The 19,746-nt window shown below is 43.8% G+C and carries 18 protein-coding genes and 16 tRNA genes; 9 read left to right on the forward strand and 25 right to left on the reverse strand.

Annotated features, from left to right (window positions below; all coding sequences use genetic code 11):
- Position 1: 1 nt before the first annotated feature.
- From ATB74_RS22010 to lolB, 20 genes are all read right to left on the reverse strand, one after another.
- A tRNA-Leu gene (locus ATB74_RS22010) sits at positions 2-86 on the reverse strand.
- 55 nt (positions 87-141) lie between these two features.
- Positions 142-218: transfer RNA gene (locus ATB74_RS22015), tRNA-Met, on the reverse strand.
- A 51-nt stretch (positions 219-269) separates the two neighbouring features.
- Positions 270-354 (reverse strand) — tRNA-Leu (locus ATB74_RS22020).
- 68 nt (positions 355-422) lie between these two features.
- Positions 423-497 (reverse strand) — tRNA-Gln (locus ATB74_RS22025).
- A gap of 30 nt (positions 498-527) precedes the next feature.
- Positions 528-612: transfer RNA gene (locus ATB74_RS22030), tRNA-Leu, on the reverse strand.
- Between the two features lie 68 nt (positions 613-680).
- Positions 681-755, reverse strand: a tRNA-Gln gene (locus tag ATB74_RS22035).
- Between the two features lie 30 nt (positions 756-785).
- Positions 786-870, reverse strand: a tRNA-Leu gene (locus ATB74_RS22040).
- Positions 871-938: 68 nt separating this feature from the next.
- A tRNA-Gln gene (locus ATB74_RS22045) sits at positions 939-1,013 on the reverse strand.
- A 30-nt stretch (positions 1,014-1,043) separates the two neighbouring features.
- Positions 1,044-1,128 (reverse strand) — tRNA-Leu (locus ATB74_RS22050).
- Positions 1,129-1,223: 95 nt separating this feature from the next.
- Positions 1,224-1,298: transfer RNA gene (locus tag ATB74_RS22055), tRNA-Gln, on the reverse strand.
- Between the two features lie 30 nt (positions 1,299-1,328).
- Positions 1,329-1,413: transfer RNA gene (locus tag ATB74_RS22060), tRNA-Leu, on the reverse strand.
- Positions 1,414-1,487: 74 nt separating this feature from the next.
- Positions 1,488-1,564: transfer RNA gene (locus tag ATB74_RS22065), tRNA-Met, on the reverse strand.
- Between the two features lie 77 nt (positions 1,565-1,641).
- A tRNA-Gln gene (locus ATB74_RS22070) sits at positions 1,642-1,716 on the reverse strand.
- A gap of 29 nt (positions 1,717-1,745) precedes the next feature.
- Positions 1,746-1,830 (reverse strand) — tRNA-Leu (locus tag ATB74_RS22075).
- 67 nt (positions 1,831-1,897) lie between these two features.
- Positions 1,898-1,974: transfer RNA gene (locus ATB74_RS22080), tRNA-Met, on the reverse strand.
- Between the two features lie 280 nt (positions 1,975-2,254).
- Entirely contained in the window at positions 2,255-3,346 is a 1,092-nt protein-coding gene (gene ychF, locus ATB74_RS22085) for a redox-regulated ATPase YchF (RefSeq protein WP_010439159.1), read from the reverse strand.
- Between the two features lie 10 nt (positions 3,347-3,356).
- Complete coding sequence (pth, locus tag ATB74_RS22090) at positions 3,357-3,947, reverse strand: aminoacyl-tRNA hydrolase (RefSeq protein WP_004739815.1); 591 nt, start codon at positions 3,945-3,947, stop codon at positions 3,357-3,359.
- A 222-nt stretch (positions 3,948-4,169) separates the two neighbouring features.
- The gene (locus ATB74_RS22095) at positions 4,170-5,114 is read right to left on the reverse strand and encodes a ribose-phosphate pyrophosphokinase (RefSeq protein WP_004739814.1); all 945 of its coding nucleotides are present in this window, start codon (positions 5,112-5,114) and stop codon (positions 4,170-4,172) included.
- 27 nt (positions 5,115-5,141) lie between these two features.
- Positions 5,142-6,017, reverse strand: coding sequence for a 4-(cytidine 5'-diphospho)-2-C-methyl-D-erythritol kinase (gene ispE, locus ATB74_RS22100; RefSeq protein WP_061019751.1), 876 nt, complete (start codon positions 6,015-6,017; stop codon positions 5,142-5,144).
- The gene (gene lolB, locus ATB74_RS22105; protein ID WP_060983583.1) at positions 6,014-6,661 is read right to left on the reverse strand and encodes a lipoprotein insertase outer membrane protein LolB; all 648 of its coding nucleotides are present in this window, start codon (positions 6,659-6,661) and stop codon (positions 6,014-6,016) included. The genes ispE and lolB overlap by 4 nt, the downstream gene beginning before the upstream one ends.
- Before the next feature lie 160 nt (positions 6,662-6,821).
- Between lolB and hemA the strand changes: the two genes are divergently transcribed.
- The 8 genes from hemA to ybaK all read left to right on the forward strand — a co-directional run bounded on the left by hemA (position 6,822) and on the right by ybaK (position 15,119).
- On the forward strand, positions 6,822-8,081 hold the full coding sequence (gene hemA / locus ATB74_RS22110; protein ID WP_060983584.1) for a glutamyl-tRNA reductase: 1,260 nt from the start codon (positions 6,822-6,824) through the stop codon (positions 8,079-8,081).
- 28 nt (positions 8,082-8,109) lie between these two features.
- On the forward strand, positions 8,110-9,198 hold the full coding sequence (gene prfA, locus ATB74_RS22115) for a peptide chain release factor 1 (RefSeq protein WP_019821589.1): 1,089 nt from the start codon (positions 8,110-8,112) through the stop codon (positions 9,196-9,198).
- A gap of 5 nt (positions 9,199-9,203) precedes the next feature.
- Complete coding sequence (gene prmC / locus ATB74_RS22120; RefSeq protein WP_061019752.1) at positions 9,204-10,064, forward strand: peptide chain release factor N(5)-glutamine methyltransferase; 861 nt, start codon at positions 9,204-9,206, stop codon at positions 10,062-10,064.
- 184 nt (positions 10,065-10,248) lie between these two features.
- Positions 10,249-10,632: a SirB2 family protein gene (locus ATB74_RS22125; RefSeq protein WP_009848726.1), complete on the forward strand. Its 384-nt coding sequence runs from the start codon at positions 10,249-10,251 to the stop codon at positions 10,630-10,632.
- A gap of 28 nt (positions 10,633-10,660) precedes the next feature.
- Complete coding sequence (locus tag ATB74_RS22130; RefSeq protein WP_061019753.1) at positions 10,661-11,470, forward strand: SirB1 family protein; 810 nt, start codon at positions 10,661-10,663, stop codon at positions 11,468-11,470.
- A 22-nt stretch (positions 11,471-11,492) separates the two neighbouring features.
- Entirely contained in the window at positions 11,493-12,347 is an 855-nt protein-coding gene (gene kdsA / locus ATB74_RS22135) for a 3-deoxy-8-phosphooctulonate synthase (RefSeq protein ID WP_017069619.1), read from the forward strand.
- Between the two features lie 506 nt (positions 12,348-12,853).
- Positions 12,854-14,515, forward strand: a complete 1,662-nt coding sequence (gene ushA, locus ATB74_RS22140; RefSeq protein ID WP_061019754.1) for a bifunctional UDP-sugar hydrolase/5'-nucleotidase UshA — start codon at positions 12,854-12,856, stop codon at positions 14,513-14,515.
- A 118-nt stretch (positions 14,516-14,633) separates the two neighbouring features.
- Positions 14,634-15,119 (forward strand): Cys-tRNA(Pro) deacylase, encoded by a 486-nt coding sequence (gene ybaK, locus ATB74_RS22145; protein ID WP_061019755.1) that lies wholly within the window; start codon positions 14,634-14,636, stop codon positions 15,117-15,119.
- A 78-nt stretch (positions 15,120-15,197) separates the two neighbouring features.
- Here the strand turns inward: ybaK and rluF are convergent, their stop codons facing one another.
- The 3 genes from rluF to ATB74_RS23975 form a co-directional block, all read right to left on the reverse strand.
- Positions 15,198-16,331: a 23S rRNA pseudouridine(2604) synthase RluF gene (gene rluF / locus ATB74_RS22150; protein ID WP_061019756.1), complete on the reverse strand. Its 1,134-nt coding sequence runs from the start codon at positions 16,329-16,331 to the stop codon at positions 15,198-15,200.
- 177 nt (positions 16,332-16,508) lie between these two features.
- Positions 16,509-17,090: a DNA endonuclease SmrA gene (smrA, locus tag ATB74_RS22155; RefSeq protein WP_048669170.1), complete on the reverse strand. Its 582-nt coding sequence runs from the start codon at positions 17,088-17,090 to the stop codon at positions 16,509-16,511.
- Positions 17,091-17,258: 168 nt separating this feature from the next.
- Positions 17,259-17,399, reverse strand: coding sequence for a DUF3149 domain-containing protein (locus ATB74_RS23975; protein ID WP_017062321.1), 141 nt, complete (start codon positions 17,397-17,399; stop codon positions 17,259-17,261).
- Between the two features lie 257 nt (positions 17,400-17,656).
- On the opposite strand from ATB74_RS23975, the gene ATB74_RS22160 reads away from it, so the two are divergent.
- Positions 17,657-17,733, forward strand: a tRNA-Pro gene (locus ATB74_RS22160).
- 277 nt (positions 17,734-18,010) lie between these two features.
- On the opposite strand, the gene ATB74_RS22165 is transcribed toward ATB74_RS22160, so the two are convergent.
- A complete protein-coding gene (locus ATB74_RS22165; RefSeq protein ID WP_060983591.1) occupies positions 18,011-18,433 on the reverse strand; it encodes a hypothetical protein in 423 nt (140 codons plus the stop codon).
- A gap of 120 nt (positions 18,434-18,553) precedes the next feature.
- Positions 18,554-19,441 carry a TraB/GumN family protein gene (locus tag ATB74_RS22170; protein WP_061019757.1) on the reverse strand — a complete coding sequence of 296 codons (888 nt, stop codon included), beginning with the start codon at positions 19,439-19,441 and terminating at the stop codon, positions 18,554-18,556.
- Positions 19,442-19,746: the final 305 nt, after the last annotated feature.

Consider the following 19,746-nt stretch of genomic DNA (forward strand, 5'->3'; position numbering starts at 1 on the left):
ATGGTGCGGTCGGAGAGACTTGAACTCTCACACCTCTCGGCGCCAGAACCTAAATCTGGTGCGTCTACCAATTCCGCCACGACCGCAGCAAATCTTTATAGTCATATCGAATATTGGTGCTTCAATAAGACATTGTATAAGTGGTGGCTACTGCGGGATTTGAACCTGCGACCCCATCATTATGAGTGATGTGCTCTAACCAACTGAGCTAAGTAGCCATAATAAATCTAAATAGATTCACTATTTGTTCTCTAATGAAAGAGAAATAATGGTGCGGTCGGAGAGACTTGAACTCTCACACCTCTCGGCGCCAGAACCTAAATCTGGTGCGTCTACCAATTCCGCCACGACCGCAGCAAAGCTTTTACTCTAGCGAAGAGTATAGTTAAGAAGACTTATGGTTTGTCTAAGTAACGTTGTAATGGCTGGGCTACCTGGATTCGAACCAGGGAATGCTGGCATCAAAAGCCAGTGCCTTACCGCTTGGCGATAGCCCAACAGTGATATCACTTAAGATATCTAAATAATGGTGCGGTCGGAGAGACTTGAACTCTCACACCTCTCGGCGCCAGAACCTAAATCTGGTGCGTCTACCAATTCCGCCACGACCGCAGCAAAGCTTTTACTCTAGCGAAGAGTATAGTTAAGAAGACTTATGGTTTGTCTAAGTAACGTTGTAATGGCTGGGCTACCTGGATTCGAACCAGGGAATGCTGGCATCAAAAGCCAGTGCCTTACCGCTTGGCGATAGCCCAACAGTGATATCACTTAAGATATCTAAATAATGGTGCGGTCGGAGAGACTTGAACTCTCACACCTCTCGGCGCCAGAACCTAAATCTGGTGCGTCTACCAATTCCGCCACGACCGCAGCAAAGCTTTTACTCTAGCGAAGAGTATAGTTAAGAAGACTTATGGTTTGTCTAAGTAACGTTGTAATGGCTGGGCTACCTGGATTCGAACCAGGGAATGCTGGCATCAAAAGCCAGTGCCTTACCGCTTGGCGATAGCCCAACAATGATATCACTTAAGATATCTAAATAATGGTGCGGTCGGAGAGACTTGAACTCTCACACCTCTCGGCGCCAGAACCTAAATCTGGTGCGTCTACCAATTCCGCCACGACCGCAGCAAATCTTTATAGTTATATCGACATTGGTGATTCGATGTAACGTTGTTCTTTTGGTTAACTACTTAAGTAATCAAACAAAGAGTTTTAAATAGTGGCTGGGCTCCCTGGATTCGAACCAGGGAATGCTGGCATCAAAAGCCAGTGCCTTACCGCTTGGCGATAGCCCAACAATGATATCACTTAAGATATCTAAATAATGGTGCGGTCGGAGAGACTTGAACTCTCACACCTCTCGGCGCCAGAACCTAAATCTGGTGCGTCTACCAATTCCGCCACGACCGCAGCAAATCTTTATAGTTATATCGACATTGGTAATTCAATATAACGTTGTTTTTTCTTCTTTCATAAAGAAAGAATGGTGGCTACTGCGGGATTTGAACCTGCGACCCCATCATTATGAGTGATGTGCTCTAACCAACTGAGCTAAGTAGCCATCTGAGAGCGAAGTAATATAATATAATCTCGCTTTCAATGCCATTATCTTTTTAAAGATAATTACACTTTAAATTGTGGCTGGGCTACCTGGATTCGAACCAGGGAATGCTGGCATCAAAAGCCAGTGCCTTACCGCTTGGCGATAGCCCAACAATGATATCACTTAAGATATCTCAATATGGTGCGGTCGGAGAGACTTGAACTCTCACACCTCTCGGCGCCAGAACCTAAATCTGGTGCGTCTACCAATTCCGCCACGACCGCTTTACTTTCCTAAAAACTCTTGTCGTTAATAAACATGTGTTTAATAACAAACAGAGTGCTTAGGAAATGGTGGCTACTGCGGGATTTGAACCTGCGACCCCATCATTATGAGTGATGTGCTCTAACCAACTGAGCTAAGTAGCCATTTCCAAATTGTCGTTCATTTCGAGACGTTGCCGCTTCGTTGTGAACGGGGCGCATTATGCGTAGTTGAGCGAAACCCGTCAACTTTTTTTTTGAATAAATCGCGAATAAACATCTGTTCGGTTTCTTTTTAGGCAAAGAGGCGTATTTGTCGACAAAAAACAGGTCTAAAAGGCGATATATATAGGAAGTTAAGTTTCTGATAAGGGGCAAATTAGAAAGGGAAAAAACAAAAAGGCCAGTGAATTCACTGGCCTTTTTTCTAGATGTTTAATCAGAATTATACGTTGAAGCGGAAGTGAACAACGTCACCATCTTTAACGATGTATTCTTTACCTTCAAGGCGCCATTTACCTGCGTCTTTCGCACCGCTCTCACCGTTAAACTCGATGAAGTGATCAAATCCTACTACTTCTGCACGGATGAAACCTTTCTCGAAGTCTGTGTGGATCTTACCCGCGGCTTGTGGCGCAGTTGCACCTACAGGGATTGTCCAAGCGCGAACTTCTTTAACGCCAGCAGTGAAGTAAGTTTGAAGAGTCAGTAGTTCGTAACCAGAGCGGATCACTCGGTTAAGACCTGGTTCTTCGATCCCCATATCCGCTAGGAACTCTTCGCGATCTTCGTCATCAAGTTCGGAAAGCTCAGATTCGATTGCTGCACAAACTGCAACAACTACGTTGTTTTCGTTTTCAGCGTATTCACGAACAGCGTCTAGGTATGGGTTATTTTCAAAACCATCTTCTGCAACGTTTGCGATGTACATTGTTGGCTTAAGCGTTAGGAAGTTTAGGTAGCCGATTGCTGCCGCTTCTTCTTTGCCAAGTTCAACAGTGCGCGCCATACCACCTTCAGTTAGAACTGGAAGTAGCTTTTCTAGTACAGTGATTTCGAATTTAGCGTCTTTGTCGCCGCCTTTTGCTTTCTTTGCGTTACGTTGAATTGCACGCTCACAGCTGTCTAAGTCAGCCAGTGCAAGTTCAAGGTTGATCACTTCGATATCTTCGATTGGAGATACTTTACCAGCAACGTGAACAATGTTTTCATTTTCAAAGCAGCGTACAACGTGACCGATAGCGTCAGTTTCACGGATGTTAGCTAGGAACTTGTTACCAAGACCTTCACCTTTAGATGCGCCAGCAACTAGGCCCGCGATATCTACGAATTCCATTGTCGTTGGAAGGATCTTCTGTGGATTAACAATTTTTGCTAATGCATCTAAGCGTAGATCTGGAACCGGAACGATACCTGTGTTTGGTTCGATCGTACAAAATGGAAAGTTTGCTGCTTCGATGCCTGCTTTCGTCAGTGCGTTAAACAGAGTTGACTTACCAACGTTTGGTAGACCAACGATGCCACATTTAAAACCCATGATATAAACCTTATTCTGCTTTGAACGTATGTAAGCGATTTTGTGCTTTTGGTAGGCCATCTTTTAATAAGATGTCTAGGCTGCGAACCGATTCGTCAACGACGGCCTCGATACACTCTTGCTCTTTTTGAGGAGCTTTGCCTAATACATAACCTGCAACTTTATCTTTGTGTCCTGGATGGCCGATGCCTAATCTAAGACGATAGAATTCTTTATTGTTACCCTGCTTGCTGATGATGTCTTTCAGACCATTATGTCCACCATGACCACCACCTTTTTTAAACTTTCCAATACCTGGAGGAAGATCTAACTCATCGTGAGCGACCATGATCTCTTCTGGTTTAATTTGGTAGAACTTTGCTAAGGCTGCAACTGCTTTGCCAGACAAGTTCATAAAAGTCGTTGGGATCAGCAAACGAAGATCTTCACCGTGAACCATGATACGACCCGTTAGGCCAAAGAACTTTGGTTCGTTCTTTAGTGTCACGTTATGTACACGCGCTAATTCTTCAACTACCCAAGCACCCGCATTGTGGCGAGTTTTGGCGTATTCTGGACCTGGATTAGCCAGTCCAACGAGAAGTTTTATTTGTTGGCTCAAGGTATGGATCTCTCTCGGGATTTCAAAAAGCGCCGTATGATATCACAGTTTATGAAAAAGGTGCGAGCTAGCTGATAGCTGCGCGATTATTCCTGTTTGTGATAACTAGCAGTGCAATATTACTCAGACATAAAAAAAGCACTTCATTGACTGAAGTGCTTAATGTCTTTCTCTAGCGTATTTCTAAAACCAAGCTTTTGTAAAAAAGCTATAAAGCTTGGATTAGTTGAACATCGCTGAGATTGATTCTTCATTGCTGATACGACGAATCGCTTCAGCAAGCATGCGAGAAAGGCTAAGTGTTGTCACTTTACCAGTCGCAGCCATCTCTGGAGATAGAGAGATAGAATCCGTTACGATAACTTGATCTAGAACAGAGTTCTTGATGTTGTTCGCAGCAGTACCAGAGAAAACAGCGTGAGTTGCGTAAGCGAATACACGCTTAGCACCGCGCTCTTTAAGCGCTTCAGCTGCTTTACATAGTGTGCCACCAGTATCGATCATGTCATCAACGATAACACAGTCACGGCCTTCAACATCACCGATTAGGTTCATTACTTCAGAAACGTTAGCACGTGGACGACGCTTATCAACGATAGCGATGTCAACATCACCTAGCGCTTTAGCCGTTGCACGAGCACGTACAACACCACCAAGGTCTGGAGAAACCACAACTGGGTTTTCTAGACCACGGTTAGCCATGTCTTCTAGAAGAACTGGAGTGCCGAAGATGTTATCAACAGGTACATCGAAGAAGCCTTGGATTTGCTCTGCGTGTAGGTCGATAGTAAGAACGCGGTCAACGCCAACGTTAGAAAGGAAATCTGCAACAACTTTTGCAGTAATTGGCACACGAGCAGAACGTACACGACGATCTTGACGGGCATAACCGAAGTAAGGGATTACAGCAGTAATACGGCCAGCAGAAGCACGGCGCATTGCGTCAATCATTACCACCAATTCCATTAGGTTGTCATTGGTTGGTGCACAAGTTGATTGAATCAGGAATACATCGCTACCACGAACGTTTTCATTGATTTGAACAGCGACTTCGCCATCAGAAAAACGGTCTACAGTAGCATCGCCAAGAGAGATGTATAGACGATCAGCAATACGTTGGGCTAGTTCAGGTGTTGCGTTACCAGCAAATAGCTTCATATCAGGCACGGTGGAAACCTCGGGTTGCGTCCAGTTTTAAATAGATTGTGGGTGGGCTGATTGGTATTCAGCCAGAGTTTCTTTTAAAGGAGAAATGTTTCTTCCTTTTGCTACGAAAGCGGAAACTGTGTCAAGTAGTTTTTCTTGTACCGATTCGGCTTCTTTTTTGCTGCTAAACTCAGCAAAAATGCATGAACCGGATCCAGTCAATCTTGACGGCGCGTATTGTAGCAGCCATGAAAGTTGCTTATCAACCTCTGGGTACAGCATTCGCACAATTTTTTCGCAATCGTTTACGTATTCTTGTTCTAGAAGCGTTGATAGTGCTCGCTTTGGCGTGCTTCGAGTTAATTCTGAATGTGCAAATATGTCTGCAGTTGCTATGCTCACTTGAGGTTTAACCACAAGATACCATTTTTCACCCGGATTAGCGGGTTGTAGCTGTTCGCCTACGCCTTCAGCAAAGGCAGCATGACCACGAACAAATACCGGGACATCTGCTCCAAGCTTTAAACCGATTTCGGCGAGCTGATCATCTGAGAGATCGAGTTGCCATAAATAATTAAGCGCGACTAATACAGTTGCTGCATTTGAAGAGCCTCCGCCAATGCCACCTCCCATAGGCAGCACTTTCTTGAGTTCAATATCCGCACCGAAAGACGTTGAGGTATATTGCTGCAGCGCAGTAGCGGCTTTCCAGATCAAGTTGTCTTCAAGTGCTACACCAAGAATTTCTGGTGTGATTGTTATCGAGCTAGTTTCTGAGTTTGCAGTGACCGTCAGTTCATCACCAAAATCGACAAACTGAAATAAGGTTTGAAGTTCGTGATAGCCATTGTCACGTCGACCAGTGATATAAAGAAATAGATTCAGCTTTGCTGGAGAAGGCCAGTGTGTTGGTGTTGTAATCATTTTTTCAGTGTCCACTTCGAAACTACGATGTTGATTTTGTTTTGGTCTTGCTTGAAAGATAGTCGAGTAGGGAGCGGAATCGTCTCCACATTTACTTTGTCTTCACCAGATTGCAGCGTACTCGGCATCTCTGTATTGCGATAGTTAGCAAAACTCAGAGTCCATAGTTGGTTGCTGACTTGCTTGGTTAGTGACTCAAGGGTGTTCGTTGTATTTAGCTGATAGCTATCCGCTTGGTCTGGAATGCCAAGGAACCATTGTGGCAGATGATCAACAGGGATCTTCAAGCCTGTAAGCTGCTCAACCAAAATAGAGGCGCTCGCGTGGGTAAATACTTGGTCATCATAAGTGACGACTTTGGCGCCAGATGGATCAATGGTTAGGTTCAATGCGGTTTGACCGAGAAAAGTCGTAAGCCTTAATTGACTCTGATTTGGAGAATGCTTCCAAATGAAATTTAGGCTTTGGCGTTGCTCTGGAGAAATGTAAGCGAGCTTGCCAGAGGCTTGGTAATTTTCTATCTGTATAAGCCGGTTTTGGTGACTTTGCCACTCAACGCTAGTAGGTTGTTCTGGTATAGACGAGCAACCCACCATAATTATGGTCATAAAAATAAGAGACGTGATTTTACGAAGCTTGCTCATATTTGCTCACAACTTGTTCAAATTTATCTGAAAAACGTCTCAACTATAGCATTGAATTCACGAAGTCAGGAAAACAAATCCCGCTTGCTCTTTAAATAGAGCCATGCATCAAGTAAAATTCGCCCCTTGTTTCCATTCCCTGATCGAGAACTTCTGATACATGTCTTTGCTTGCCGTAGGTATCAATCACAATACAGCGTCGGTTGAATTGCGAGAAAAAGTCGCTTTTGGTCCAGATAAATTATCTGAGGCACTCAAGCAACTTAACGCAAATGCACACGTAAATGGAAGTGTCATACTTTCTACCTGTAATCGAACTGAAGTGTATTGTGACGTCAAAGGCGTTGCAAAAAACAAGTTGATCGATTGGCTGTCAGTGTTCCATCAAGTTAGTCCTGAAGAGCTAAAACCAAGTCTTTATATCCATGAAGAGCAGGCAGCGATTAAGCATTTAATGCGTGTAGCTTGTGGTTTGGACTCTTTAGTATTGGGCGAGCCACAGATCTTAGGTCAGGTGAAGCAAGCTTATACAGACTCGCGAGAGAACAAATCTGTTGATGCTTCAATGGAAAAGCTGTTTCAGAAGTCATTCTCTGTCGCGAAGCGTGTTCGAACTGAAACGGAGATCGGCGGAAGCGCGGTTTCGGTTGCTTACGCAGCTTGTACATTAGCCAAACATATTTTTGAATCAATTGCCGATTCAACTGTGTTATTGGTGGGTGCGGGTGAAACGATTGAGTTGGTGGCTAAGCATCTGTCAGCGAATGGCTGTACCAAGATGATTGTGGCTAACCGAACTCGTGAGCGTGCATTAGGGCTAGCAGAAGAATTTGGTGCTGAAGTGATCAGCCTCAATGAGATTCCTGATCATCTGCATAGAGCAGATATCGTGATCAGCTCAACCGCAAGTCCGTTACCTATTATTGGTAAAGGCATGGTAGAGACAGCTCTTAAGACAAGAAAACATCAACCGATGCTGTTGGTTGATATTGCGGTTCCTCGTGATGTGGAATCTCAGGTCGGTGAGTTAAACGACGCCTACCTTTATTCAGTGGATGATCTGCAGTCGATTGTTGATGGCAACATCGAACAACGCAAAGTGGAAGCGATTCAAGCGGAAGCAATAGTTAGCGAAGAAAGTGCGGCATTCATGAGTTGGATGCGTTCACTACAAGCAGTAGACAGTATTCGTGACTACCGTAAATCGGCCAATGAAATCCGAGAAGAATTATTAAGTAAAAGTTTACAATCACTTGCCGCTGGTGGTGACCCTGAGAAACTCTTACTTGAGCTAAGTAATAAGCTCACAAACAAATTGATCCATGCTCCAACGCGTGCACTTCAAAGTGCAGCAGAGCAAGGAGAACCTGCAAAATTAATGGTCATTAGACAGAGTTTGGGCTTAGAAAACCCTCAATAATATTAGACCTCCAACAGAATAAGACATTATGAAAGCCTCGATTCTAGTAAAGCTTGAAACACTTGTTGAACGCTATGAAGAAGTTCAACATCTACTTGGTGATCCAGATGTAATCGGGAATCAAGATAAATTCCGTGCACTTTCTAAAGAGTACTCTCAACTAGAAGAAGTGACAGCTTGCTTCCAGTCATACCAGCAAGCTCAAGAAGATCTAGAAGCTGCTGAAGAGATGGCAAATGAAGATGACGCTGAAATGCGTGAAATGGCTCAAGACGAAATCAAAGACGCAAAAGCGGCGATTGAACGTTTGACTGATGAGCTACAGATTCTTCTGATTCCAAAAGATCCAAACGATGAGCGTAACTGTTTCCTTGAAATCCGTGCAGGCGCGGGTGGTGATGAAGCGGGTATCTTCGCGGGCAACCTGTTCCGTATGTACTCTAAGTTTGCTGAGAAGAAAGGTTGGCGTGTTGAAATCATGAGCAGCAATGCTTCTGAACAAGGCGGCTATAAAGAGATGATCGCTAAGGTAAGTGGCGACGCTGTTTACGGCACAATGAAGTTTGAGTCAGGCGGTCACCGTGTACAACGTGTACCTGAAACCGAGTCTCAAGGCCGTGTTCACACGTCAGCATGTACGGTTGCCGTTATGCCTGAGATCCCAGAAGCAGATCTTCCAGAAATTAAAGCGGGCGACCTTAAAATTGATACTTTCCGTGCATCAGGCGCGGGTGGTCAGCACGTTAACACCACGGATTCAGCAATCCGTATTACTCACTTACCAACGGGTACAGTAGTAGAGTGTCAGGACGAGCGTTCTCAGCATAAAAACAAAGCGAAAGCGATGGCTGTTCTTGCTGCTCGTATTGTTCAAGCTGAAGAAGAGCGCCGCGCAGCAGCTGTTTCTGATACACGTCGTAACCTACTAGGTTCTGGTGACCGTAGTGACCGTATTCGTACGTACAACTACCCACAAGGTCGTGTTTCGGATCACCGTATCAACCTTACTATCTACCGTCTTAACGAAGTACTTGAAGGTGACATGCAAAGCTTGCTTGATCCTGTACTTCAAGAGCACCAAGCCGATCAGCTTGCTGCACTTGCAGAGAATAACTAACCTGTATGCAGTCAGCATATACGGTTGAAAGTGCTTTAAAAGCAGCAATCGTAAAGCTTCAAGAGGGTGATAACACATCACCCTCAATTGATGCCGCGGTACTGCTTTGTCAGGCCTTAGATAAACCAAGATCTTACCTGCTTACTTGGCCTGAGAAGCACCTCACCTCAGAGCAAGAGTCTGAATTCAATGCCCTTCTAACACGTCGCTTAACTGGTGAGCCTGTGGCTTACATTATCGGTGAGCGTGAGTTTTGGTCACTGCCGTTAAAAGTTTCCCCGTCCACCTTAATCCCACGCCCAGATACTGAGCGTTTGGTTGAGTTGGCTTTGGATAAAACTTACGGCAAGCAAGGTGCGATTCTAGATTTAGGGACAGGTACAGGTGCAATCGCGTTAGCATTGGCGTCAGAGATGCCGAATCGACAGGTAACGGGTATTGATCTTCGCCCTGAAGCGCAGCAGCTTGCTACAGAAAACGCACAACGCTTAAACATCACTAACGCCACATTTTTACACGGCAGTTGGTTTGAGCCTTTAAGCTCTAAAGAAACTGTGAAGTTCTCTCTGATTGTCTCTAACCCGCCATACATTGAGAAAAATGATCCTCACTTATCTCAAGGTGATGTACGTTTTGAGCCGATCACGGCGTTAGTCGCTGAAGAGAGAGGACTCGCAGATATTCGATACATCTCTGAAAATGCACGCGGATTTTTAGAAAACGAAGGTTGGCTAGCATTTGAACACGGTTACGACCAAGGTTTGGCAGTACGTGAGATTATGCAGACACTCGGTTATCTCGATGTTGTAACAGAGAAAGATTACGGTGGTAATGACCGAGTGACATTGGGTCGTTACTGTTCATAGTTCGTAGCTGTATTCGATTACGGGTATTCGCTTATGAGTAATAGACGATGAACTTGCCAAATTGATACCTTAACTCGAAAATACATTTAACTCGGTAATGCATTTAACGCAGAAATACAGGGCATTAACGGGTATTGTGAGGCTCGTGTTAACGAAAGCACATATAAAAATATAAAGGAATACCATGTACGAAGGTCTAAAACATTTTCACCTATTAACGATTGCGATAAGCGCGCTACTTCTTTCGATTCGATTCGCTCTTATGATGGCTAACTCACCTAAGCTTAAGCATCCTTTCTTGCAGCGTTTTCCTCATATCAATGACTCGTTGCTACTGCTATCGGGTATTGGTTTGATTTTTATCACTGGCTTTATTCCATTTACACCTGCAGCACCATGGTTAACTGAAAAACTAACCTGTGTTATGGCTTACATTGCATTGGGCTTCTTTGCACTTAAACTAGGTAAGAACAAGCTATTGAGAGTTTTCTCTTTCTTCGGTGCACTTGGCTGGTTAGCAATGGCAGGCAAAATCGCAATGACCAAGACGCCAACATTTTTCGGTTAATTATCTCCTTATTTTCGGTTAACTATCTATGTACGAATTTTTTGATGAAGACTTTGACCAGCTAGAATTAGCTGAAGGTGCATTGATCTTAAATAAAGCGATTAACCCAGAAACTCAAGACAGTTGGGCTGAGCAAGAGCTGGCAAGATTGTTTAAAGAAGCTGAGTTTGCTTTGGTTCATGAAACCGACGAACAGCAGAAGTTTGAGTCTTTTATTCGACTATTCTTCTACGAGTGGGGTTTTGCTGGCGATAAGGACGCGTACTTCTCTTCAGAAAACGCATTCATTGATAAAGTGCTTGAGAGAAAGAAAGGCATTCCAGTGAGTCTGGGGGCGATCTTTCTTTTTCTAGGTCGCAAGCTAGGCTTTCCTGTAGAGGGCGTCTCTTTCCCGACTCAATTCTTACTTAAAGTAAGCTGGTACGGGCAAGCTGCGGCCTACATTAACCCTTATAACGGTGAGTACGTTGGCGAACAAACGTTGCGAGCATGGTTAATTGGGCATGATGGCCCATTAGCTAAGGTGAAACCTGAGCACTTGGAAGTCGCCGACCATCCAACAATTATTGGTAAGTGGTTAGCTCTGATCAAGAGTGCACTGCTGCGAGAAGAGCGTTATACACTTGCATTGAAGTGTACCGATCTGGCGTTAACGTTTGTGCCGGATGACCCGTATGAAATCCGTGACCGCGGTTTTATCTATCAGCAGCTAGACTGTCATCAAGTGGCTGCAACGGATTATCAATACTTTATCGACCAATGCCCAGATGACCCTGCATCTGAGTTACTGAAATCTCAAGTGAACGTCATGAACGAAAAGACAGTGGTTGTTCACTAATTAATAATTATTTAGAGAGAATATGATGGAACAGAAAACAGTTCATATTGGCGATATGCCAATTGCTAACGACAAGCCATTTACGCTATTTGCAGGCATGAACGTTCTTGAATCTCGCGATCTCGCTATGCAGATCTGTGAGCACTATGTAAAAGTAACCGAGAAGCTGGGCATCCCTTACGTATTTAAGGCGTCTTTCGATAAAGCGAATCGAAGCTCAGTTCATTCATACCGTGGTCCAGGCATGGAAGAAGGTCTTAAAATCTTCCAAGAGCTGAAAGACACTTTCGGCGTGAAGATCATTACTGATATTCACACAGAAGCCCAAGCTCAGCCTGTTGCGGATGTGGTTGATGTGATCCAACTACCTGCATTCTTAGCTCGTCAAACTGATCTTGTTGAAGCAATGGCTAAGACTGGCGCAGTAATCAACGTGAAGAAGCCTCAGTTCATGAGCCCGAACCAAGTTGGCAACATCGTTGATAAGTTCGCTGAGTGTGGTAACGACAACATCATCCTTTGTGAGCGTGGCGCTTGCATGGGTTACGACAACCTAGTAGTTGATATGCTTGGCTTTGGCGTAATGAAGAAGTCTTCAAACGGTAGCCCAATCATCTTCGATGTGACGCACTCTCTACAAATGCGTGACCCATCAGGTGCTGCATCTGGCGGCCGTCGTGAGCAAACGGTTGAGCTTGCTAAAGCGGGTCTTGCGACAGGTATTGCGGGTCTGTTCATTGAAGCTCACCCTAACCCAGACCAAGCTCGCTGTGATGGCCCATCTGCGCTACCTCTAGACAAACTAGAGCCGTTCTTGAAGCAGATGAAAGCACTGGATGACCTTATCAAAGGCTTTGAGCACATCGATATTAAATAGCTGAAGCTGATGTTAAATAACTCGCTAATGTAAATTAGTTAAAGTGGTTATTTAACGATATCAAATAAACGCCCAACTCTAAGAGTTGGGCGTTTTTGTTTATCTGGGTATCAGTTCGTTTCGTTGTGCGCTTATCTGTTCTTTTGAGCGCTAATTAGCGCTAGATGATTAAATCCTTGTTAACAGAATCTTTGACTCCCTAAGAAATAACCATGAGTGTGTGAGGTCTGTCCTGTTTACAGTAAATTACTGATGTTCATCACACTTTATAAGTAAACGATTGCCTGTGATGCAGGGGAAGTTTGAGTGTAATCTCATAATTTTGTTACACTTAACTGTTGATCTATGCGTGACCAATTCGACATAAATATGAAATCGTCGTGTTACATCTAGAATGTTAATTTAAGATTAGTCATGTTGAAGTCTTATTGTTCGAACTCCAGGAAAGGGGTCGCAATAGATTATAAAAAGCAGTGGATTCCCCTAAAAAGTTCAAAGGTATGACAATGAAGCAACGCCTTATTCTAAAGACAGCACTAAGTGCTGCAATCCTAGCTACTTTAGCTGGGTGTGCGTCTCAATCAGCTCATGATTGGAACCAAGACGAAACTTACAAGCTAACGATTCTTCACACAAACGATAACCATGGTCGTTTCTGGCAGAATAAATACGGCGAATACGGCATGTCTGCGCGTAAAACGCTTGTTGACCAACTTCGTTCAGAAGTTGAAGCAGAAGGCGGTAGCGTGTTGCTTCTATCTGGCGGTGACATCAACACGGGTGTTCCAGAGTCAGACCTTCAGGACGCAGAACCTGATTTTAAAGGTATGAACAAAATTGGTTACGATGCAATGGCATTGGGTAACCACGAGTTTGATAACTCTTTAGACATACTACAAAAGCAGATCGATTGGGCTAACTTCCCAATGCTGTCAGCAAACATCTACGATAAAGCGACAGGCGAACGTAAGTTCCAAGCTTACGAGATGTTTGAAAAGCAAGGTATCAAGATTGCAGTTATCGGTCTAACCACTGAAGATACAGCAAAAATTGGTAACCCAGAGTTTATCGCTGGCATCGACTTCCGTGACCCTAAAGAAGAAGCGAAAAAACTGATCGCTGAACTTAAAGAAACTGAGAAGCCAGATCTCATCTTCGCAGTGACTCACATGGGTCACTACGAGAATGGCCAACGCGGTGTTAACGCACCAGGTGATGTAGCACTAGCCCGTTACCTAAATGAAGGCGATCTAGATATGATCGTTGGTGGCCACTCTCAAGAGCCTGTATGTATGGAAGGCCCTAACGTTGCTAAGAAAAACTTCAAACCGGGTGATGAATGTAAACCAGACGTTCAAAATGGTACTTATATCGTTCAAGCTCACGAGTGGGGCAAGTATGTAGGCCGTGCTGATTACGAATTCCGTAATGGCGAACTAGAGATGGTTAGCTACGATCTAGTTCCTGTTAACCTTAAGAAGAAAGTTAAGATTGACGGCAAGAAGCAACGTGTTCTTATTCAAGACGAAATCGCACAAGATCCAGAGCTACTTGAATTCCTACGTCCATTCCAAGAGCAAGGTCAAGCTCAGTTAGAAGTTAAAATCGCTGATACAAATGGCAAGCTTGAAGGTGACCGTAACGTCGTTCGCTTCCAACAAACTAACCTAGGTCGTTTGATTGCAACCTCTCACATGGAGCGCGCAAAAGCAGATTTCGCTGTAATGAACTCTGGTGGTGTTCGTGACTCAATTGAAGCGGGTGAAGTGACTTACAAAGATGTACTAACAGTACAACCTTTTGCAAACATCCTGACTTACACTGATATGACGGGTAAAGAGGTTTTAGATTACCTAAATGTCGTGGCGACGAAACCAATCGATTCTGGTGCTTATGCTCAGTTTGCTGGTATCTCTATGACAGTAGCAAACGGTGAAGTATCGAATGTATTCATCGGTGGCAAACAGCTGCGTTTAGACGAAACATACCGCTTCACAGTACCAAGCTTTAACGCTGCTGGTGGTGACGGTTACCCTAAACTGTCTGACCACCCAGGTTACGTGAATACTGGTTTTGTTGATGCTGAAGTACTGAAAGAGTACCTAGAAGCGAATAGCCCGGTTGATGTGAATAAGTACGCGCCTTCTGGTCAAATGGTTTACAAGTAATTGAATCCAAGCAATTGTATCAATAGGTGCTAAATTAGATTGACTCTAGCACCATGATAAATTTAACTAAAGCGACGCCTCGGCGTCGTTTTTTGTTTATCTACCGTTTGGATTTGTTATGACCCCTGCAATCAATCTCGCCAAGAAAAAGAAAATCGCTCATAGTGTGCATCAGTATCATCATGATGCGAATAATACGAACTATGGATTAGAAGCCGTTGAAGCGCTTGGTCAAGATCCCAAACGTGTGTTCAAAACGCTGTTGTTCTGCTTGAATGGTGTGGCGAAAGATTTAGCGGTTGCTGTTATTCCAGTCGACCAGAAGCTCAATCTGAAGCTGGCAGCAAAAGCGGGGAAAGGCAAAAAAGCAGAGATGGCTGATCCAGAGATTGCTCAAAAAACCACGGGTTATGTGGTGGGTGGAATCAGCCCGCTTGGTCAGAAAAAAGCGCTGCCGACTTTTGTTCATTCTAGTGCGACAGAATTTGACACAATATGTGTGAGTGCGGGTAAGCGAGGTTTAGAAATTGAACTTGCCCCTAAAGACTTAGCTCAACTGACTCGAGCTCAGTTTACTGATTTGTGCTTGCAAGCTGATGGTTAGTCGTTAAAAGCCATGACGTACCGAACAATAAACAAAAACGCCCACTCATTAGTGGGCGTTTCTGTATAAGGAGTCATTCTACTTTTTCAGACCTAAAGTGCCACTAACACGTTTCTGAGCTGGTTTATTTGGTCTGCTTGAATCTTGGTTACGGCTTGCCGGCTTTCCGCTTTTACGATCGTTATTGTCGCGATCTGTACGATTGCGATCCGAACGGTTTCTATCTGAATTAGAACGCTCTGAACGAGAGTTCGACTTCCAGTTCTCGGTATTACCACCGCTTTCACCGTTCGATGAATTGCGGCCACGCTTTGAGTTAGGCGCATGACGGAATTCATCCGCATTGTTACCGCGGTAAGTGCGAGATCGGTTCTCGTTTTGATTGCGGCGCGCTGTTGAGGTTTGGTTTTCTTCACGGCTGTCAAAAAGTTTTGCGTCAGTCGCTTTACGAATACGCTGACCTTTGGCGTTCATTTTTGACGCATCTTCTGTACTTACTGAGCCTTCACACATCGCTAAAATTTCAGTGATCTCTTCGTCGCTCAGGTAGCGCCATTTTCCGTTAGGAATACCGTCTAGTGAGATGTTCATAATACGAACACGGCGCAGTTTAAATACTTCGTAACCCAATGCTTCACACATACGGCGAATTTGGCGGTTAAGGCCTTGCGTTAATGTGATTCGGAACGAGAACTTGGTTTCTTTCTCGACCTTACATGGCAAGGTCACAGTATCGAGAATATGAACGCCAGCGCCCATTTGCTTCAAGAACTCAGTCGTAATCGGCTTATCTACACGCACCACGTATTCTTTCTCGTGGTTGTTACCTGCACGTAGGATTTTGTTTACGATGTCGCCATCGTTGGTTAGGAAAATAAGGCCATCAGAAGGCTTATCTAGACGACCAATAGGGAAAATACGCTTGTGGTGGCCGATAAAATCGACGATGTTGCCTGGAATATCACGCTCAGTCGTACAGGTGATACCTGTTGGTTTATTAAGAGCAATGTAAATAGGCTTCTCTTTTGAGCGAACAGGCTTATTGTCGATCTCAACATCATCACCGGGCAAGACTTTAGTACCCATTTCAGGGATCTTACCGTTAATAGTAACTCGGCCTGCATCAATGAGTTTATCGGCTTCGCGGCGTGAGCAAAAACCAGTTTCACTGATGTATTTATTAAGGCGTTTAGCTTGGGATTCTTGTGACATGATATTCTCTTAGCGTTTCACAACGGAAATATAGATAAACAAAAAGCAACCTTTGGATAGTTGCTTTGAGTTGGAATTCTTTAACTGAGGACAATTTTAGCACTTGGTGCGAGTCTAGGCACGAAATATCGATCTTGATGCAAAATCGCTACTAGCCCATTTATCTATCTAAACCTATCAACTGGTGCGCTTTTGATGGCGCTCTCTGTTCTCTAGTTTTTTCTCATTACTCTTTCTGAGCATGACATAGACCGCGCCAGTACCACCATGAAATTGCTGAGCAGAATGAACACATTGAACATCGTTGATTTGCGTTAGCCAATTTGCAACGTAGCTTTTCATCATTGCTGGTGGATTCGAACGTTCGCCCTTACCATGAACAATGATGACGGTACGAACATCCATTCTTAAACACTGACGCAAAAATGAAAGTACTTCGTTACGTGCGTCTTTCAGTGTTTTCCTATGAAGGTCTAGCTTGGCTTGAATCGGGTATTTGCCTAGGCGCAGCTTTTTGTATACGCCTTCTTGTACACCGTCTTTTTTATAAGCAATAACATCGTCTGGCCTTATCATTGGTGAGTAGTCTAATGATAAGTAGTCTTTCTCGTCATCAGATAGCCACATAGCGGCTTCACGCTTGGCAAGGTGAGATTCTGTGACTCGGTGTACTTTCTGGTGTTCGGCGGTGTCATGGTCGATACGTTTAACGTCGCCCATCATTTCTTGGAATAGATCTAAGTCGTCATCATGAGACATAGTGTGTATCTCAAGTTGGGGAAGGATTGGGTAAGTATACCTAAGTTGGGACAGGGTTTAAAAATGAAAAAACCGGAGGTGACAAGAGAAATCAGCTCCGGTGCAAAGCGTTTTAATATTTACCCGTAAGTAATGATGCTTGAGGTAAATAATTTAGGCTGAGCGATTCTAGTGAGGAGATTTTTCAGTCATAACTTTGTAGATGAAGAAGCCTCCATAAAACATCATGAGACCCAGAGCCCCGAAGATTACTATCATTGAAGATAGCCCCACCGCATTACCAAATAGGAGATCTAGCCAAAAGTCCATGTGTGTATACCTCAAAGTTATATGACATGGCTTAGTGTATTAAGTAGCATTATCAATTTACTGATCTGGATCAATCCTGTTGCATAAGTTAAATACTTGTTGGCAACTGTGTGTTTTTCGTCACATTGAGCGAGTTGTTGTATGTCTTTTGTTCGAACGATTCGAATTCACAATAAATATGAGAAAAAGCGCTTGCGGATAAATTCAGAATCCGTATTATACGCTCCATCGACAGGCAATCAGCCAGTTAGATATCTCGGTGAATAGCGCAGCTTGGTAGCGCATCTGGTTTGGGACCAGAGGGTCGGGGGTTCGAATCCCTCTTCACCGACCACATTAAAGAAAGCCTGCTCATTGAGCAGGCTTTCGTCGTTTCAGGGCATGAGAAATGGGATTTGAACCTAGGTGGGGTTCGGCTGATGTTCAAAATAAGCTCATCACAGCCACATTGAAGAAAGCCGTAGCATTCTCTGTAATAGAAGGGTCTACGGCTTTTTGTATTTTGGTATATGTGTAATTTCCTAGAGCGACGAAGGAGCGAGTCGGGAATCTCTTGTTGTTCTAAACGTGCAGCATAGAAACAAGGATTGATCCAGTAGTCCCAAATCTATTTACTTAACATCACAGGTAATGTTCTTGATTGGTGTTTCCGAGGTAACAAAACAAACATACGCTTCAGCTGGCTTATTAGGGCCAATTCGAATGTAACCAGCCTTTACCTCATCTTCATCAAACGTCACCGAGTGAGAGATACCCGTTTGGTTGTCGTAAAAGCTCGCTTCAAAATTGTTGTTCATTTGGCTTGCGATACGGTTTCGTGTTGTAGACGTTGTGAACGTAATATTGGCGCAGCGCATCGGGGGCTTCTCTGCAATTAAAAACTGGCCGCTTTCTTTATCTAATACACCGCCTTTGGTATCCGGTTGAATATCTATTGCCTGAAACTGTTCAATGGCGCACGTTTCTTTGGCTGAGGCTATTGAGGGCATCAGCATAGTGAGGGCTAAAGGAAAAGCAAAAAGTACTGGTTTCATTGGAACAACGCCGTAGGTAAAAGAGCGAAAGATAATAGCACCGCAATGGTGCTATTAAATGTAATGATTCTGTTATTAGGTAATGGTTATATTAGGAGAAGGTCATGGCTTCGAATTGAGCTAGCTGTCGTCACTAATCTCAAATTGACACTGAGCCTGTTGGCTTTGTGATTGTTGAGTGACATTAAAACCTTTCTCTTTTAACAACTGCAAAAGGTTGCCTTCTCCAACTAGGTGTAAGGCACCAACCACAATCAAGTAGTTCCCTTTTGAGTCGAGTTTCCAATTATTGGCTGATAGTTTTTGTGCCCAGTCTATGTTGCGATCGGTTAAGAATGCTTTCTCTAGTTCAGGCGACATCTCAGAGAGCTTTGCGAAGGCTTCCAGTTTTTCTAAATCACCCGCTTTCCAGCTTTCTATTAGGCAATGAACCACACGATCAGTTTGGTCAAATTCTTCAAGACTACTGATTAACCACTCCTTACCGTCGTCCTTTTGTTTTGTCATCAGGTCTATTTGGAATTGCAGACGCTCTAAACTGATAACCGGAACACCTTGGATAGTCGCTTTGTAAGCTAGTGTCGCATCAACGCCGCTGGCTGAGCCATAACCCAGGTTTTTTAATTGCTGCATCTGTATGGAAAGAGACGTCGCCCAAGGCGGTGAGCTAAGCAGTTGTTGCGTCGGCATGCCCAATGATTTTGATATGTCGGTTAATAATTGTAGCTGTTCTGTATTGAGTACATCGGCTGTAGTGAGTTTGTTGTGGGGATATACAACGCCATCAGATTTTCTGATATCCGTTTCGATTACTAACCCATCACTGTTTTTTAGCGCGTCGGTGATCGCTGAAGGAAGTGGGTACATACTCTCGTCCCCAACGTGCACAGAACCTAAGATAGTGAGTGTCAGTTCTTCCTTTTTGGCTTGCCAATAAAGGGGCTCGGCGACCGCTTGTTTAGCTGAAAAGACGAGAACGAATAAAACCACGTACCAGAGTGGGCGCAAAGGGAGCTCCTTTAGGAAGTATTAAACTCGTTAAAATCGGTTTTGACGGTATTTTTTAACGGTTTTTTTTGAGAACAATGTCACGTTGTTTGTACGAAAAGTATAACAACCCAAGCAAATTCTTAAACCTTTCTCTATATCAACGACACGATTTTATGAAATCCTTTAGAAAGATTGTGATTCAATTCTCAATTTTTACGTCAAAATTAAAATGACAGAAGTGTCGTTGCTACTAACGTTATGATTTTAAAGTAAATAATTTTAGAGATATTTTTGAGATTTGAAGCTGATCACTTTATTAACTT

Source organism: Vibrio splendidus, from assembly GCF_001557875.1.
Classification (GTDB): domain Bacteria; phylum Pseudomonadota; class Gammaproteobacteria; order Enterobacterales; family Vibrionaceae; genus Vibrio; species Vibrio splendidus_F.